The sequence below is a fragment of the Streptomyces sp. SID10853 genome (assembly GCF_010548145.1).
Classification (GTDB): Bacteria; Actinomycetota; Actinomycetes; order Streptomycetales; family Streptomycetaceae; genus Streptomyces.
The window spans coordinates 24,165-38,310 of the sequence record NZ_JAAGLN010000047.1 but is presented as its reverse complement, the minus strand read 5'-3'; the positions used below and the strand labels follow the sequence as shown (position 1 = coordinate 38,310).

Annotated in this window: 12 protein-coding genes and 2 pseudogenes; 9 read left to right on the top strand and 5 right to left on the bottom strand. The window is 68.9% G+C overall.

Annotation, left to right across the window (positions count from 1 at the left end):
* The 8 genes and pseudogenes from G3I19_RS12450 to G3I19_RS12420 form a co-directional block, all read left to right on the top strand.
* Nucleotides 1-222: pseudogene (locus G3I19_RS12450) on the top strand (transcriptional regulator); the annotation flags it as partial.
* A 208-nt stretch (nt 223-430) separates the two neighbouring features.
* A complete protein-coding gene (locus G3I19_RS12445) occupies nt 431-1,900 on the top strand; it encodes an aldehyde dehydrogenase family protein (RefSeq protein ID WP_164263172.1) in 1,470 nt (489 codons plus the stop codon).
* Nucleotides 1,897-3,507: an APC family permease gene (locus G3I19_RS12440; protein WP_164263178.1), complete on the top strand. Its 1,611-nt coding sequence runs from the start codon at nt 1,897-1,899 to the stop codon at nt 3,505-3,507. The genes G3I19_RS12445 and G3I19_RS12440 overlap by 4 nt, the downstream gene beginning before the upstream one ends.
* A 65-nt stretch (nt 3,508-3,572) precedes the next feature.
* Complete coding sequence (locus tag G3I19_RS12435) at nt 3,573-5,150, top strand: GMC family oxidoreductase N-terminal domain-containing protein (RefSeq protein ID WP_164263170.1); 1,578 nt, start codon at nt 3,573-3,575, stop codon at nt 5,148-5,150.
* A 153-nt stretch (nt 5,151-5,303) separates the two neighbouring features.
* A complete protein-coding gene (locus G3I19_RS12430; RefSeq protein WP_164263168.1) occupies nt 5,304-6,827 on the top strand; it encodes an aldehyde dehydrogenase family protein in 1,524 nt (507 codons plus the stop codon).
* 375 nt (nt 6,828-7,202) lie between these two features.
* Nucleotides 7,203-7,415, top strand: a pseudogene (locus tag G3I19_RS12425) (lantibiotic dehydratase); the annotation flags it as partial.
* A complete protein-coding gene (locus G3I19_RS37455) occupies nt 7,318-7,590 on the top strand; it encodes a hypothetical protein (RefSeq protein ID WP_239074211.1) in 273 nt (90 codons plus the stop codon). The pseudogene G3I19_RS12425 and the gene G3I19_RS37455, both read left to right, overlap by 98 nt.
* Nucleotides 7,591-8,133: 543 nt before the next feature.
* The gene (locus G3I19_RS12420; RefSeq protein WP_164263167.1) at nt 8,134-8,283 is read left to right on the top strand and encodes a hypothetical protein; all 150 of its coding nucleotides are present in this window, start codon (nt 8,134-8,136) and stop codon (nt 8,281-8,283) included.
* 17 nt (nt 8,284-8,300) lie between these two features.
* Here the strand turns inward: G3I19_RS12420 and hisC are convergent, their stop codons facing one another.
* Together hisC and G3I19_RS12410 are read right to left on the bottom strand one after the other, a co-directional pair.
* Nucleotides 8,301-9,377: a histidinol-phosphate transaminase gene (gene hisC / locus G3I19_RS12415; RefSeq protein WP_275402720.1), complete on the bottom strand. Its 1,077-nt coding sequence runs from the start codon at nt 9,375-9,377 to the stop codon at nt 8,301-8,303.
* A gap of 74 nt (nt 9,378-9,451) precedes the next feature.
* Nucleotides 9,452-10,519, bottom strand: a complete 1,068-nt coding sequence (locus tag G3I19_RS12410) for an amidohydrolase family protein (RefSeq protein WP_164263165.1) — start codon at nt 10,517-10,519, stop codon at nt 9,452-9,454.
* Nucleotides 10,520-10,584: 65 nt separating this feature from the next.
* On the opposite strand from G3I19_RS12410, the gene G3I19_RS12405 reads away from it, so the two are divergent.
* Nucleotides 10,585-11,094 carry a MarR family transcriptional regulator gene (locus G3I19_RS12405; RefSeq protein WP_164263163.1) on the top strand — a complete coding sequence of 170 codons (510 nt, stop codon included), beginning with the start codon at nt 10,585-10,587 and terminating at the stop codon, nt 11,092-11,094.
* A gap of 28 nt (nt 11,095-11,122) precedes the next feature.
* Here the strand turns inward: G3I19_RS12405 and G3I19_RS12400 are convergent, their stop codons facing one another.
* From G3I19_RS12400 to G3I19_RS12390, 3 genes are read right to left on the bottom strand one after another with little or no spacing between them, the layout of a single operon-like run.
* On the bottom strand, nt 11,123-12,271 hold the full coding sequence (locus tag G3I19_RS12400; RefSeq protein ID WP_164263161.1) for a flavin reductase family protein: 1,149 nt from the start codon (nt 12,269-12,271) through the stop codon (nt 11,123-11,125).
* The gene (locus G3I19_RS12395; RefSeq protein ID WP_164263159.1) at nt 12,256-13,152 is read right to left on the bottom strand and encodes an NmrA family NAD(P)-binding protein; all 897 of its coding nucleotides are present in this window, start codon (nt 13,150-13,152) and stop codon (nt 12,256-12,258) included. Before G3I19_RS12395 ends, G3I19_RS12400 begins: the two co-directional genes overlap by 16 nt.
* The gene (locus G3I19_RS12390) at nt 13,149-13,688 is read right to left on the bottom strand and encodes a nuclear transport factor 2 family protein (protein ID WP_164263157.1); all 540 of its coding nucleotides are present in this window, start codon (nt 13,686-13,688) and stop codon (nt 13,149-13,151) included. The genes G3I19_RS12395 and G3I19_RS12390 overlap by 4 nt, the downstream gene beginning before the upstream one ends.
* Between the last annotated feature and the right edge of the window lie 458 nt (nt 13,689-14,146).

Genomic DNA, 14,146 nt, shown 5'->3' with positions numbered 1-14,146 from the left:
AGGGCGCCCGCGGTGGTCCGGCTGCGCAGGCGCCTCGCGGACCAGCTGCGGGACGCGCTGATCGCACGCGGCGACCCGGGGCTGCTCGCGGACTGGGCGTACAGCCCCTGGGGCGAGGACGACCTGCCCGTCTGGCGGGCACTCGCCACGGCGCTGCCCGCCAGGCAGCGGGCGTCCGCCGTGTCGCGGGTGCGCGAGCTGGACTCCTGGCTGCGTTCCTGACGGACGGCCGGCAGCGTTCCTGAGAGGCGCCGGGGCGGCGGCTTCCCCCGGCTGCCACTCCCGCACTGCGCGGACGCCGAAGGGTCCTTAGTGTCGGCTGGTAGAGCACTGTTCGCCGGTAGAACAGGGCCGACCGGTACGGCACGGCCGCCGGCGCCCGCATGGAGTGTCCTCGCGCAAGCCGGACGCCCGAACCCGAGGAGTCCGCATGCCTGAGCTGTTCATCGGCGGGACCTGGACGGCCGCCGCTGACGGGGGTCTCCGGGAGATCCGCTGCCCCGCGGACGGCACCCTGGTGGCGACCGTCGACGAGGGCGGGGCACAGGACGCGTCGGCGGCGGTCGCCGCGGCCCGTGAGGCGTTCGACCGCGGTCCGTGGCCCGCCACCCCGGCCGCCGAGCGCGGTGCGCTGCTGCTGCGGGTCGCCGCCCTGCTCGAACGCGACCAGGACGCGCTCGCCCGCGCCGAGTCCCTGGACACGGGGAAGCGGCTCGTGGAGAGCGAGTACGACATGGCGGACATCGCCAACTGCTTCCGCTACTTCGGCAATCTGGTGGCGTCCGGCGGCACCGACCGCATCGTCGACACCGGGGACCCCGGTATCGACAGCAGGATCGTGCACGAACCGGTCGGGGTGTGCGCGCTCATCACGCCGTGGAACTACCCGCTGCTGCAGACGGCGTGGAAGGTCGCGCCGGCGCTCGGGGCGGGCAACACGTTCGTACTGAAGCCGAGCGAGCTGACCCCGCACACCGCCGTCTTCCTGATGCGGCTGCTGGCCGAGGCCGGGCTGCCGGACGGGGCCGCGAACCTCGTCCTGGGCACCGGACCCGCGGTCGGCGCGCCCCTCAGCGAGGACCCTCGGGTCGACATGGTGTCGTTCACCGGCGGGCTGGTCACCGGGCGCCGCATCATGGCCGCGGCGGCCCCCACGGTGAAGAAGGTCGCCCTGGAACTGGGCGGCAAGAACCCCAACATCGTCTTCGCGGACGCGGAGTACGAGAGCGCCGTCGACTACGCCCTGACCGCCGTGTTCCTCCACTCCGGCCAGGTCTGCTCGGCCGGCGCGCGGCTGCTCGTCCAGGACGAACTGCACGACCGGTTCGTCGACGACGTGGTGGCCGGGGCGCGGGCCATCCGGCTGGGCGGGCCCTTCGACGAGAACGCGCGTACCGGTCCGCTGATCTCGGCGGCCCACCGCGACAAGGTGGAGGCGTATGTGGCGGCGGGCATCGCCGAGGGCGCGGTGCTCCGCTGCGGGGGCGCACGGCCCGACGACCCGGCGTTCGACGACGGCTTCTACTATCTGCCGACGGTTCTGGACGAGTGCACCCCGGAGATGTCCGTGGTGCGTGACGAGTCGTTCGGCCCGGTCCTGACGGTCGAGCGGTTCCGCGACGAGGACGAAGCGGTCGCCCTCGCCAACGACACGGTCTACGGGCTGTCCGGCGGGGTCTGGTCGCAGGACGTCGGCCTGGCGCACCGGGTGGCGTCCAGGCTGCGGGCGGGCACCGTATGGATCAATGACTTCCAGCCGTACGTACCGCAGGCCGAGTGGGGCGGGATGAAGCAGTCCGGCTTCGGCCGCGAGCTGGGCCCCGCGGGACTGGCGGAGTACCAGGAGGCCAAGCATGTGTGGCGCAACCTGTCACCGCGTCCGCTGAGGTGGTTCGAGTGAGCCGGGACGGCTCGGGCGGCTCGGGGGTCCCGGGTGGCTCCGGTGGGGACGGCGCCGCGCCGGAGCCCGCAGGCGCGGCCCGTACGCAGAGCCAGGACGACGACGACTCGCTCTCCGCGTTCGGCTACAAACCCGAACTCAAGCGCACCCTCGGCAACTTCCACACCTTCGCCGCCGGGATCAGCTACATCTCGATCCTCACCGGTACCTTCCAGCTCTTCTACTTCGGTGTCACCTTCGGCGGGCCCGCCTACTGGTGGTCCTGGCCGATGGTCTTCATCGGGCAGCTGATGGTGGCCCTCTGCTTCTGCGAACTGGCCGCCCGGTATCCGGTGGCGGGCTCCGTCTACAACTGGGCGAAGAAGCTGGGCGGCCCGCACGTCGGCTGGCTCGGCGGCTGGATGATGCTCACCGCCACGATGGTGTCGCTGGCCGCCGTGGCGCTCGCGTACCAGATCACGCTGCCGCAGATCTCGTCGACGTTCCAGTTCGTCGGGGACGGCACAGGCAAGACCGACGCGGCGGAGAACGCCGTCCTGCTCGGCAGCGTACTGATCCTCTTCACCACCCTGGTGAACGCCTTCGGGGTCAAGCTGATGGCCAGGATCAACTCCGCGGGCGTCATGGTCGAACTGATCGCGGCCGTCGTGCTGATCATCCTGCTGGCCGCGCACATCACCCGGGGCCCGGCCGCGATCACGCAGACCCACGGCATCGGAGCGGGGCAGAACCTGGGCTACCTCCGCGCGTTCCTGACCGCTTCGCTCGCCTCCGCGTATGTGATGTACGGCTTCGACACGGCGTCCTCGCTCGGCGAGGAGAGCGTCGATCCCAGCCGGAACGCTCCGCGGGCGATCCTGCGGGCCCTGTTCTTCTCGTTCCTGCTCGGCGGGCTCATCCTGCTGTTCGCGCTGCTCGCCGTGCCCGATCTGGGCTCGAAGAAGCTGGCCGCCGACGGTCTGCAGTACGTGGTGCTCTCCACGCTCGGCTCGACGATCGGCCAGATCGTGCTGTGGTGCGTGGTCATCGCCATCACGGTCTGCGAGCTCGCGGTGCACGCGGCGGGTATCCGGCTGGCCTTCGCGATGGCCAGGGACAACTGCCTGCCGGCCTCCTCGCTGCTCGCCCGGGTCAGTCCCCGGTTCAAGACACCGGTCCTGCCCGCGATCATCATCGGGCTCGTCGGCATCGTGATCCTGGTGATCAACATCAATCAGCCGCAGATCTTCTCCGTCATCACCAGCATCGCGATCATCATGATCTATGTGGCGTATCTGCTGGTCACCACACCGATGCTGATCCGGCGGCTGCGCGGCACCTGGGAGCCGGCCGAAGGGCGCTTCACGCTCGGCCGGTTCGGGCTCCCCATCAACATCCTCGCGGTGCTGTGGGGCTTCGCCATGTCGCTCAACCTCGCCTGGCCGCGCAGCAAGGTCTACAACGCGACGGGCCCGCACCACTGGTATCTCCAGTGGGGCGCGTTCCTCTTCATCGGAATCGTCGGCGGCGGCGGGTTCGCGTACTACTGGTTCGTCCAGCGCAAGAAGACAGGCGTCCTGGACGCGCACCGGGCCGTCCTGGAGGAGCCGCAGCCGCCCGCCGTATGAACCGACGCACCCTGCTTTCCCTTACTCCTCCCCTCCCCCGCCGGAACCCCTGATCTGGAGCAGCGATGTCCGAGGAAACGTCCCAGCGCGCCGACGGCCGCGGCACGTACGACTACGTAGTGGTGGGCGGCGGTACCGCGGGCGCGGTCGTCGCGGCCCGGCTCAGCGAGGACCCCGCCGTCACCGTCTGTGTACTGGAGGCCGGTCCGTCCGACGCGGGCGACGACAATGTGCTGCGGCTCGACCGCTGGATGGCCCTGCTGGAGTCCGGCTACGACTGGGACTACCCGGTGGAACCGCAGGAGAACGGCAACAGCTTCATGCGGCATGCCAGGGCCAAGGTGCTGGGCGGCTGCTCGTCGCACAACTCCTGCATCGCCTTCTGGGCACCGGCCGAGGATCTCGACGAGTGGGGCGCGCTGGGCTGTACGGGGTGGAGCGCGGCGGACTGCTACCCGCTCTACAAGCGGCTGGAGAGCAATGACGCGCCCGGGGACCACCATGGCCGCTCAGGTCCCGTGACCATCCGTACCGTGCCGCCGGCCGACCCGTGCGGTACGGCGCTGCTGGACGCGTGCGCGGAGGCGGGAATCCCCCGTACGCCCTTCAACACGGGGACGACGGTGGTGCGCGGTGCGCACTGGTTCCAGATCAACGCCCGTGCGGACGGCACGCGTTCGTCGGCTTCGGTGTCCTATCTGCACCCGGTGCTCGCGGACCGGCCGAATCTGGAGATCCGCACCGGGCTGCAGGCCAAGCGGCTGCTCTTCGACGCGGACGAACGCTGCACGGGTGTGGAGTATCTGGAGCCGGACACCGTCCACAGCGGGTCGGTGGCCGCGCGCCGCGAGGTGATCGTCAGCTGCGGCGCCATCGACTCGCCGAAGCTGCTGATGCTGTCGGGCATCGGACCGGCCGGGCACCTGCGTGACAGCGGGATCGGTGTACGGGTGGACTCCCCCGGTGTCGGCTCCCATCTGCAGGACCACCCGGAGGGCGTGATCATGTGGGAGGCGAAGCAGCCCATGGTCACGTCCTCCACGCAGTGGTGGGAGATCGGGATCTTCTCCGACACAGAGCCGGGCCTGGACCGGCCGGACCTGATGTTCCACTACGGCTCGGTGCCCTTCGACATGAACACCTACCGGCGCGGCTATCCCACGACGGACAACGCGTTCTGTCTCACGCCGAACGTCACCCGGGCCCGCTCGATGGGTACGGTCCGGCTGCGTACCCGCGACTTCCGCGACAAGCCCCGGGTCGATCCGCGCTACTTCACCGACGACCACGACATCCGGGTGATGACCTACGGGCTGCGGCTCGCGCGGAAGATCGTCTCCCAGCCCGCGATGGCCGCGTGGGCGGGAACGGAACTGGCTCCTGGGCCGAGCGCGCACTCCGACGATGAGCTGTTCTCGTACATCCGCGAGACCCACAACACCGTGTACCACCCGGCGGGGACGGTCCGGATGGGTGCGGCCGGGGATCCGCAATCACCGCTCGATCCGCAGCTGCGGGTGAAGGGCGTCACCGGGCTGCGGGTCGCGGACGCGTCGGTCATGCCGTTCCTGCCGACGGTCAACCCCTGTATCACCACGATGATGATCGGCGAGAAGTGCGCCGACATGATCAAGGCGGGCTGAGCGGGGGCCGGCCGACCGGGGCGGCTGACGGGGGCTGATCGGGAGGGGCTGATCGGGGGGCGTCGCGCAACGTGGTTGCAACGTCGTGGTTCCTACTCTCGGCAGCGAGCGCCGGCCGACGGCGGGCGGCGCGGATTCCGGGAGGCCACTGACATGACCCGTTACGCAGCGCCGGGTACCGAGGGCGCGATCGTCTCGTACGAGTCGCGCTACGACCACTGGATCGGCGGGGAGTCCGTCCCGCCCGCCCGCGGGCAGTACTTCGAGAACCCGAGCCCGGTGAACGGCAAGCCGTTCACCGAGATCGCCCGCGGCACCGCCGAGGACGTGGAGCGCGCCCTGGACGCGGCACACGCCGCGGCCCCCGGCTGGGGCCGTACCCCGGCAGGAGACAGGGCCACCGTCCTCAACCGGATCGCCGACCGGATGGAGGCGCATCTGGAGGAGCTGGCGGTCGCCGAGAGCTGGGAGAACGGGAAGCCGGTGCGCGAGACGCTGGCCGCCGACATCCCGCTCGCCATCGACCACTTCCGCTACTTCGCGGGCGCGCTGCGGGCCCAGGAGGGAACGCTCAGCGAGCTCGACGACGACACCGTCGCGTACCACTTCCATGAGCCGCTCGGTGTGGTCGGCCAGATCATCCCGTGGAACTTCCCGATCCTGATGGCGACATGGAAGCTCGCGCCGGCTCTCGCCGCCGGGAACGCGGTGGTCCTCAAGCCGGCCGAACAAACCCCGGCCTCCATCCACTTCTGGATGAGCCTGGTCGCCGATCTGCTGCCGGCCGGTGTGGTCAACATCGTCAACGGCTTCGGCTCGGAGGCGGGCAAGCCGCTGGCGTCGAGTCCGCGGGTCGCGAAGATCGCGTTCACCGGCGAGACCACGACCGGGCGGCTGATCATGCAGTACGCGTCGGAGAACATCAAGCCGGTCACGCTCGAACTGGGCGGCAAGTCACCGAACATCTTCTTCGACGACGTGTGGTCGGCGGACGACGACTTCCGCGACAAGGCACTCGAAGGCTTCACGATGTTCGCGCTCAACCAGGGCGAGGTGTGCACCTGTCCTTCGCGCGCGCTGATCCAGCGCGGTCACTACAGCGAGTTCCTGGAGGCGGGCATCGCGCGCACCCGGCAGATCCAGCCGGGGCATCCGCTGGACACGGACACGATGATCGGCGCCCAGGCGTCCAACGACCAGCTGCAGAAGATCCTTTCGTACCTGGACATCGGACAGCAGGAGGGCGCGAAGATCCTCACCGGCGGCCAGCGGATCGAGTACGACGGTGAACTGGCGGGCGGCTACTACGTACAGCCGACGATCTTCGAGGGCGACAACCGGATGCGGGTGTTCCAGGAGGAGATCTTCGGCCCGGTCGTCGCCGTCACGTCCTTCTCCGACTTCGACGACGCGATCAGCACGGCCAACGACACGCTGTACGGCCTCGGCGCCGGCGTGTGGACCCGGGACATGAACACCGCCTACCGCGCGGGCCGCGCCATCCAGGCGGGCCGCGTCTGGACGAACTGCTACCACGCCTACCCGGCGCACGCGGCGTTCGGCGGCTACAAGCAGTCCGGGATCGGGCGGGAGAACCACCGGATGATGCTGGACCACTACCAGCAGACGAAGAACCTGCTGGTGTCGTACTCGCCGAAGAAGCTGGGCTTCTTCTAGGGGCGCAAAAAGAGGCGCCTGACCTGGGCTTTTACCCGGCAGGCGCCTTCCCGAAGTCCGCTCGGCGGAGAGAGTGTTTTACGAAGTAACTGCCAGTTCCTCCCACTGGTATCCCGATCCAGACCAGCTCTTCCGGACCAGTCACGGACCAAAAGCCAGTCCTCATCCCTCAAAATCCTCGCTCCCGCTGACGCGCTCCCACTTTTCCATCGACTGCTCGATGAGGCGGTTGGCCTGCTCCTGGGCACCGTCTGGGAACTTGGCGTAGTGACGAAACAGGACCTCGATACTCTGGCCCGCGCGGCGAGCACCCTGCGACGGCCACCGGATGTACCTGGCCGTCCCGGGCCTCGGGCGCCGTCTTGAGCCGTGGGCATGCATGCGCTCAACCTCACCGAGCACACCCCGCCGCTGGCCAGGCTGCTGACCGAGCTCTCGCGCGCCCAGTGCGCCCAAGTGACGGTCTTCGACTGGGGGGGGTGCGGCGGCAATGCCCTTTCTCCCGCGCCTCGCTACGGCCGCATCGTGCTCTGTCCGGCCCGGTGGCGGCTGGAAGCGGCCGGCCTCCCGCAATGCCGTACGCATCCTCATCGCAGAGGCCGAGACCCAGCAGTACATCGCCGACCGCACCGACGCCTTCCGCGCACACCCTGGATTCGAACGGCTCGCCTCCCTCGAAGAGGCCGTCTTCCACTACCAGCAGGACGCCACGGACAACGAACTCGACGAGTTTCCCGGCACCACCAGCCTCGACGAGCTGTAGCGAGCCCGTGCCACGCGCTCCGAGCGATGCCAGCCGTCCGAGAACCCGTCATCCCCATCCGCACATACGGAGTCCTTTTGGATCATCCCTCCCACGCAGAAGCCGCCGACCGGGCGGACGACCAACGCCGCCGAGCCGAACTCGACGCAATCGTGACGGAAACCGCTGACCGTGATGCCCAGCTCGAACAGGAACTGATCGCCAGCTCCGACGGCTATTTCTACGAGCACTTCACGGACCGCGAGAGCCTGTTGCTCGCGGTGCACAGACAGCAGAGCGAATGGCTGCTCGCCGGCGTGGCCGCGGCGGCGCCGCAGGAGCCCGCCGACCTCGACGCGCTGCTGCGTCCCATGATGACGCGCTGGTACGCCTGCTCGCCGATCACCCGGACTCGGCGCGGGTCATCTACATCAACGCCCCTCGCATGGAACTCCGGCGCTGGGGCCTCTCCGCAAGGACGCCGAACTCTTCGGCCGTCTCATCCGGTTCACCGCACCCGGGCCCGCCGATCGCCTGCGCCGCGAGCGCGTCCTGCTCGGCCTGGTGGCCGGAGTGACGGAGGTGGTGATCGACTGGCTGGAGCGGGACACGGCCGACGACACCGAGGTCCTGGCCGATCACCTCACCGGATTCTCCCTCGCGCTCCTGAGCGGCCACTGGTCGGCGACCTCGTCTCCCCCGCAGCAGCCGTAGAACCTGGCGCCGGGAACTCAGCGATACCGAGCGGCCGCGGCCACCAGGGCGTCGTTGGCCTGTGGTTCGCCGACAGTGATCCGCACGCCGTCCTGGCCGTAGGGCCGCACCATCACTCCGGCATCACGGCAGTGATCGGCGAACCCGGAGGTCTGCTCGCCGAGGCGCAGCCAAAGGAAGTTGGCCTGGCTCTCGGGCACGGTCCAGCCCTGTCGCAGCAGTGCCTCGTAGACACGTTCCCGTTCGGTGACGAGGTCGGCGACGCGTCCCATCAGTTCGTCCTGCCGGTCGAGGGAGGCGAGCGCGGCGCTCTGCGCCGCGGTGGAGACGCCGAAGGGCACGGCGGTCTTGCGCAGCGCCTCGGCCACCGGTGCGTGAGCGACGGCGTAGCCGATCCGTAGCCCGGCCAGACCGTAGGCCTTGGAGAAGGTGCGCAGCACGACGACGTTCGCCCGCTCCTGGTACAGCTCTATGCCGTCGGCGCAGTGAGGGTCGGTGTTGAACTCCACGTACGCCTCGTCCAAAACGACCAGCACGTCGACCGGCACACGGTCGAGGAACCGCTCCAGTTCGTCCCGGTGCAGGGCCTTGCCGGTGGGGTTGTTGGGCGTGCACACCAACACCAGGCGGGTCCGGTCGGTGATCGCCTGCGCCATCGCGGCGAGGTCGTGCGCCTCGTCCCCGGTGAGCGGCACCTCCACAGAGGCGGCCCCGAACAGACGCGTGGCGATGGGGTAGGACTCGAAGGACCGCCAGGCATATACGACTTCGTCGCCCGGGTCGACGGCTATCTGCATCAGCTGCTGCAGTAGCCCGCTCGACCCCGTGCCCAGGGCGATGTGCGGGGCGGGAACCGCGAGGTGCTCCGCCAGCCGGTTCGTCAGCTCGGTGCCATGCAGGTCCGGGTAGCGGTGCATCCGCCCGGCGGCAAGGGTGACGGCCTCCAGCACGCCGTCGAGCGGAGGATAGGGGTTCTCGTTGGAGGACAACTTCCAGCCGGACGCGGCCGTCTTGCCCGGCACATAGACAGGGACAGCGTCCAGCGTGGAGCGCAGTCGCGGTGATGAACCTGTGCCGGCCTGTGCCATTGCCATGTATGTCCTTGCTCGTCGTCTTCACGGTGCGTATGTGCATCGGCCGTTCAGCAGCCTAAAACGTTGGCCGCTGCTCAGCGGACGCGTTCCCCGGCGATCCACACTCCTTCGATGGTGCGCGTCGCGGTGATGTCGGCCGTCGGGTCGGCCCCGACGAGGACCAGGTCGGCACGGCGACCCGGTTCGATCGCGCCACGGTCGTCGAGTCCGAAGGTCCGTGCGGTGAGCGTCGTGGCTCCGCGCAGCGCCTCGACGGGCGTGAGCCCGGCCTCGACCATGAGCTCCAGCTCGTCGTGGAAGGACATGCCGTGCCGGGGGGCGAAAGGTACGCCGGGCGCCGAGTTCGCGTCGGTGCCGACCAGCAATCGGATGCCGGCCTCGTGGAACTTGGTCACCGTGTCGCGGGCGTACTCGTACCTGAGCCCTGCCGCCGTCCGGACTCCGGCGATGCCCTTCATCATCGTCAGGGTGGGCGAGGAGCTCATTCCGGCGTCCCGCATGCGCGCGACGGTCTCGTCGTCGAGCACGGCGTCGAGAGGTGCGTGGGTGCTGACGTCGACGCCGGCCTCGACCGCGATACGGAACGCGCCGGTGGTGATCGAGTGCGCCACGACGAGGAGGTCGTGCTCGTGCGCCGCCTCGACGATGGTGTTCACGGTCGCCTGGTCCATGCCCTCCGGCGGCGCTGCCTCCGTGACGATCTTGATGTAGTCGGCGCCGTCGGCGACCCGCCGCTCGACGAAGGCGTACGCCTCCTGCGGGCTCGTGACGATAGCGTCCGCGGGAAAGCCGGGCATCTTCGCGTGATTGCCGCCGGGCCCGACCGCGGGGGTCGTCGCGCTACGAATCTGCGCCACGCCTGCCTGGGCGCGCATCTCGGTGACGAACGGGAGCGGCCACGCAGCCATGTCCAGGCCGGTGGTCACACCCGACTGCGCCAGGTTCGCCAAGTCGTCCCGTCCGAGCGTGTGCATGTGCGAGTCGATCAGGCCCGGGAGGAGGAACTTGCCCGCGCCGTCGACCACCACGTCCGGGATTCCGTCGACGGTGAATTCCTCGCCCTCGATATACACCCGCCGTGGCGGCGTCAGGCCGTCACCCGTGAACACGCGGACATCGTCAATCGCGGTAGTGGTGGCCATCAGGACCTCCTCGAAATACCTTTTCTGAAAGGTATCACGACAGCATTGCTGGCTATGATCGGGTCATGACTGCTGACAGTGAGACGGAGCTGAGCGGCGAACGTCTGACGCTGGCGCTCTCCCAGCACGTCGTTCGCCTGCAGGGCCTGCTCGAGCGCGCCATCGCGCCGGCTCTTGCGGCACAGGACTTCACGGCCGCGGAACTCGACGTACTCGGCGCGCTGCGTTCCGTCGGGGAGCCCTACCAGCTCCGGCCCAAAGAGCTGGCCACGCGTCTACTGCTCACAACAGGCGGGATGAGCAACGTCCTGCGCCGACTGGAGGCCCGCTGCCTGGTGTCGCGCGTGCCCAACCCTCAGGACGGGCGCAGCCACAACGTGCGCCTCACGCCCGAGGGTGTCACCGCCGCTCACAGCATCACCACCGCGGCGGCCGCCGCACTGCACGGCGCTCTGTCCGACGTACCGGCCGCGACCCTCAACGACGCGCTCGCACAGCTGCGGACGATCCTCGGCGTGCTCGACGACACACTGCACTCCCCCCTTACGGCGCAGCACCCCCGGCAGGGCGCGTAGCCCGCATCCCGCAGCGCCGAGGAGTCGATCAGGCGGCGGGCACGCTCTGAGCAACTCGCTTGAGCCCTTCGATCCACGACTCAACCTGAGCTGCCGGCGCGGAACCGGGCAGCCCGGTCATTCGCAGCGCCATCTGGGGCAGATCGGCCTTCGTGGGGATGAGGACGACGATCGAAGCAAGGTCGTAGCTCTCTCCCGGCACCAGGTCGGGGCAGAAGAGCTCCGCCAACTTCGCCGTCGCCTGCTGGACCACACGCTCCTGACGCGGCAGACGGTCGGATTTCTCGAACGCGGAGAGCGCCGCCCGGTGGCTCTCCAGCAGGTGCGGCTCTGTCGCGAGGAGCGAATAGCCGCACACGCGGACCTTGTCGAGCAAGGCTCTGTGGCGATCCTGGATCTCGCCGTCGCAGTCAGGGGCGCGACTCAGCCACTCGTCCACCTCCTCCGAGGTCGCGTCCGTCATGAACACGGCTCCCATGGGAGGAATGACGGGTTGCCGGTGCCCGAGCGGGGGCGCGTCACCGGCGAGGCCCGTGTTGGTGGCGAGTACCTGGACCGCGTCGTCGCGGATTCTGGCGAGGACACTGCAGGTGACCGAGAACTCGGTGCTGAGCTCCTCGACCTGAGTTCTGATCGTCTCGGCGAGGTGCGCTGCCTGGATCAGCTCCGGGTCCGGCGCTGCGACGAAGGATCCGGGTGAGAAGCGCCCGTAGCCGCCCTGGAAGAAGAGCAGCGGCAGCGTCGACCGTTCGACGGCGAGACCGTGCACCCGGCCCAGGACGATGAAGTGGTCCCCCGCCTCGCGGACCTCCTCGAAGGTGCACTCGATCCACGACACCGCGCCGTCGAGGATGGGCGAGCCCAGCGAGCCGGGGCGCCAGCCCACTCCGTCGAACTTGCCTTCTCGGCTGGTCGCGATCTGCCGGCAGAGCGGCTCCTGGTCGGAGGCCAGGACGTTGACGCAGAACGCCGGCGCCGTCCGGAGCCGGGCGAAGCTGCGTGAGTCGGCAGCCGGGAAGAAGGCGATCAGCGGCGGATCGAGGGAGACCGACGAAAAGGTCCCGACGACCATGCCGTCCGGCGCCCCTCTGTCCGTCACCGTCGTGACGACGGCCACCCCGGTCGGATAGTGGCCCAGGGTCTCGCGGAAGAGGCCGGCGTCTACGGGCCCAGGCATGGCTTCTCCATCTGCTCTTGGAAGACGCGGAACTCTCTGCGCACGAACTGCTCGAAGGTCGTGGGCCGCCGACCGAGCAGCCACGCGAGCACGTTGGGGTTCCCGATGAAATCGTGGCTGCTGTAGCGAGCGCTGATCGCGCACAACACCTCAGCCTGGTAGGGGACCTCGTCAAGGGACTGAACGCCGAGAGACGCCTTGAGGAAGTCCATCGCGTCGATCTCCTCGGCGGCGACCTCACTGCCCGTCACCTCGGAGATGACACGGGCGAGGTCGTACGCCGTGAAGCGGCCAGGTGCGACGAGCTCGTAGGTGGCGCCCGCATGTCTGCGGGGGCCGGCCAGCACGGCCGCCGCCACCTCCGTCACGTCGTCGACGTCGACCATCGACTGGCGGCGGTCGAGCGACCACGACAACCGGAAGACGGCGTCCTGGAAAGCGGGAAGCAGCCGGTGGCGCAGCATGTAGTTGGCCGGCTGGAGGATGGTGAACTCCAGACCCGACGACACCAGGTGCTCCTCGATGTCCCGCTTGATCTCGTGCTGGATCAGGTCCGTGGTGATGGCGTGCAGCACCGAGCTGAACACGAAGTGCGTCACGCCCGCCCGCTTCGCGATGTCGACGGCGGCGAACCCCGTCGCCCGCTCATCGGGATGCAGGGCAGGCCCGACGTAGTACACCGTCTCCACGCCGCGCATGGCACGGGCCAGTACCGCCGGATCGGCGAGATCGCCGACCAGGACATCGGTCACGCCCGCGGCGCGCAGCGCTCGCGCGGACGTCTCGGAGCGGACACAGGCACGCAGTTGGGCTCCTGCCGCCACCAGCCTGGGGACGAGGCGCTTTCCTTGGTTGCCGTGTGCAGCGGTCACAAGAATCACGGATGCACTCGATTCTGCTTCTTGGTGATGGCCTTCAGGAACGTGATGTCGCCCTTCGCGGCGAACTGGTGGAGGCCGATCGCGTTCATGTCCGGCTGGTGCTCGCGCTGCGGCTCGGGCACCGACGGGTTACCTGTCCACGACAGCAGTCGGCAGACGCGCCGTTTGATGCGCCAGCCTTCGTCGGTACGGACCAGCTCGTCGTCGTAGTAACCGGTGCCCGTCCAGGTCGGCCCGCCTTCCGCCGCCTCGCGCACGAGCAGCCAGTTGCCGTAGCTGAACGCGTGCGCCGTGTCTCCGTCGACGTCGACCAGCTGGCCCATCATCGTGTGGACGTGGCTGTCCAGGCTGTCGTGGAACGCGGCAAAAGAAGCCTTGAATTCGGCGCGGCCGACCCAGGCGGCTCCGGCAGGGCCGAAGACGGCTTCCACGTCTTCGGTGAAGACGCGATCGAACAGGTCCCACTGCCGCGCATCGAGCGCGAAGGCGTACATGTTCAGCGCCTCGATGATGGCGGCCTTGTCCTCGTTCATCATGTGTGTGTCCTCTTCTCTGTCGGATGTCTGAAGTCAGGCAGGCCGATGCGGCCGGTGCAGGCGCTGAGCCGTACGTCGCGTGCAAGGTGCTCACGCGTCAGCTGTGGCCGCTCAGTTGGATCCGCTGACATGTCGTGATCGCTGGGCTCCGGGCGCGCAGGAGACGTGGAACGACTGCCGGGCGGACGGTCACGGCCACCATGGCCCGGCGGATCGGCCCGTCGGCCATCTGCACGTCGTCGCGGGGGCGATGCAGCCGTCGGACGGGTGGCGGCCTGCGAACCATCATTGGGAGCTGCCACATTTTCTGTCAACACTTTGGAGGAGGGTAATGATCTGGCGGTTCAGCCGCGTACGCCCGACGGCAGCCTCTGCGCCTTCGGCTCCACTCCTCCTGAGTCAAAGATGCACTTGTACACCCTGATCACCGGGAGTGCTGCCGTCTGCACGCCGATGCC

What these genes read in the sequence shown, in the direction of transcription:
- G3I19_RS12445 (WP_164263172.1), top strand. Translation starts at nt 431, where the DNA reads ATGCCTGAGCTGTTCATCGGCGGGACCTGGACGGCCGCCGCTGACGGG.
- G3I19_RS12435 (WP_164263170.1), top strand. Translation starts at nt 3,573, where the DNA reads ATGTCCGAGGAAACGTCCCAGCGCGCCGACGGCCGCGGCACGTACGAC.
- G3I19_RS12430 (WP_164263168.1), top strand. Translation starts at nt 5,304, where the DNA reads ATGACCCGTTACGCAGCGCCGGGTACCGAGGGCGCGATCGTCTCGTAC.
- G3I19_RS37455 (WP_239074211.1), top strand. Translation starts at nt 7,318, where the DNA reads ATGCCCTTTCTCCCGCGCCTCGCTACGGCCGCATCGTGCTCTGTCCGG.
- hisC (WP_275402720.1), bottom strand. Translation starts at nt 9,377, where the DNA reads ATGGCAATGGCACAGGCCGGCACAGGTTCATCACCGCGACTGCGCTCC.
- G3I19_RS12410 (WP_164263165.1), bottom strand. Translation starts at nt 10,519, where the DNA reads ATGGCCACCACTACCGCGATTGACGATGTCCGCGTGTTCACGGGTGAC.
- G3I19_RS12405 (WP_164263163.1), top strand. Translation starts at nt 10,585, where the DNA reads ATGACTGCTGACAGTGAGACGGAGCTGAGCGGCGAACGTCTGACGCTG.
- G3I19_RS12400 (WP_164263161.1), bottom strand. Translation starts at nt 12,271, where the DNA reads ATGCCTGGGCCCGTAGACGCCGGCCTCTTCCGCGAGACCCTGGGCCAC.
- G3I19_RS12390 (WP_164263157.1), bottom strand. Translation starts at nt 13,688, where the DNA reads ATGATGAACGAGGACAAGGCCGCCATCATCGAGGCGCTGAACATGTAC.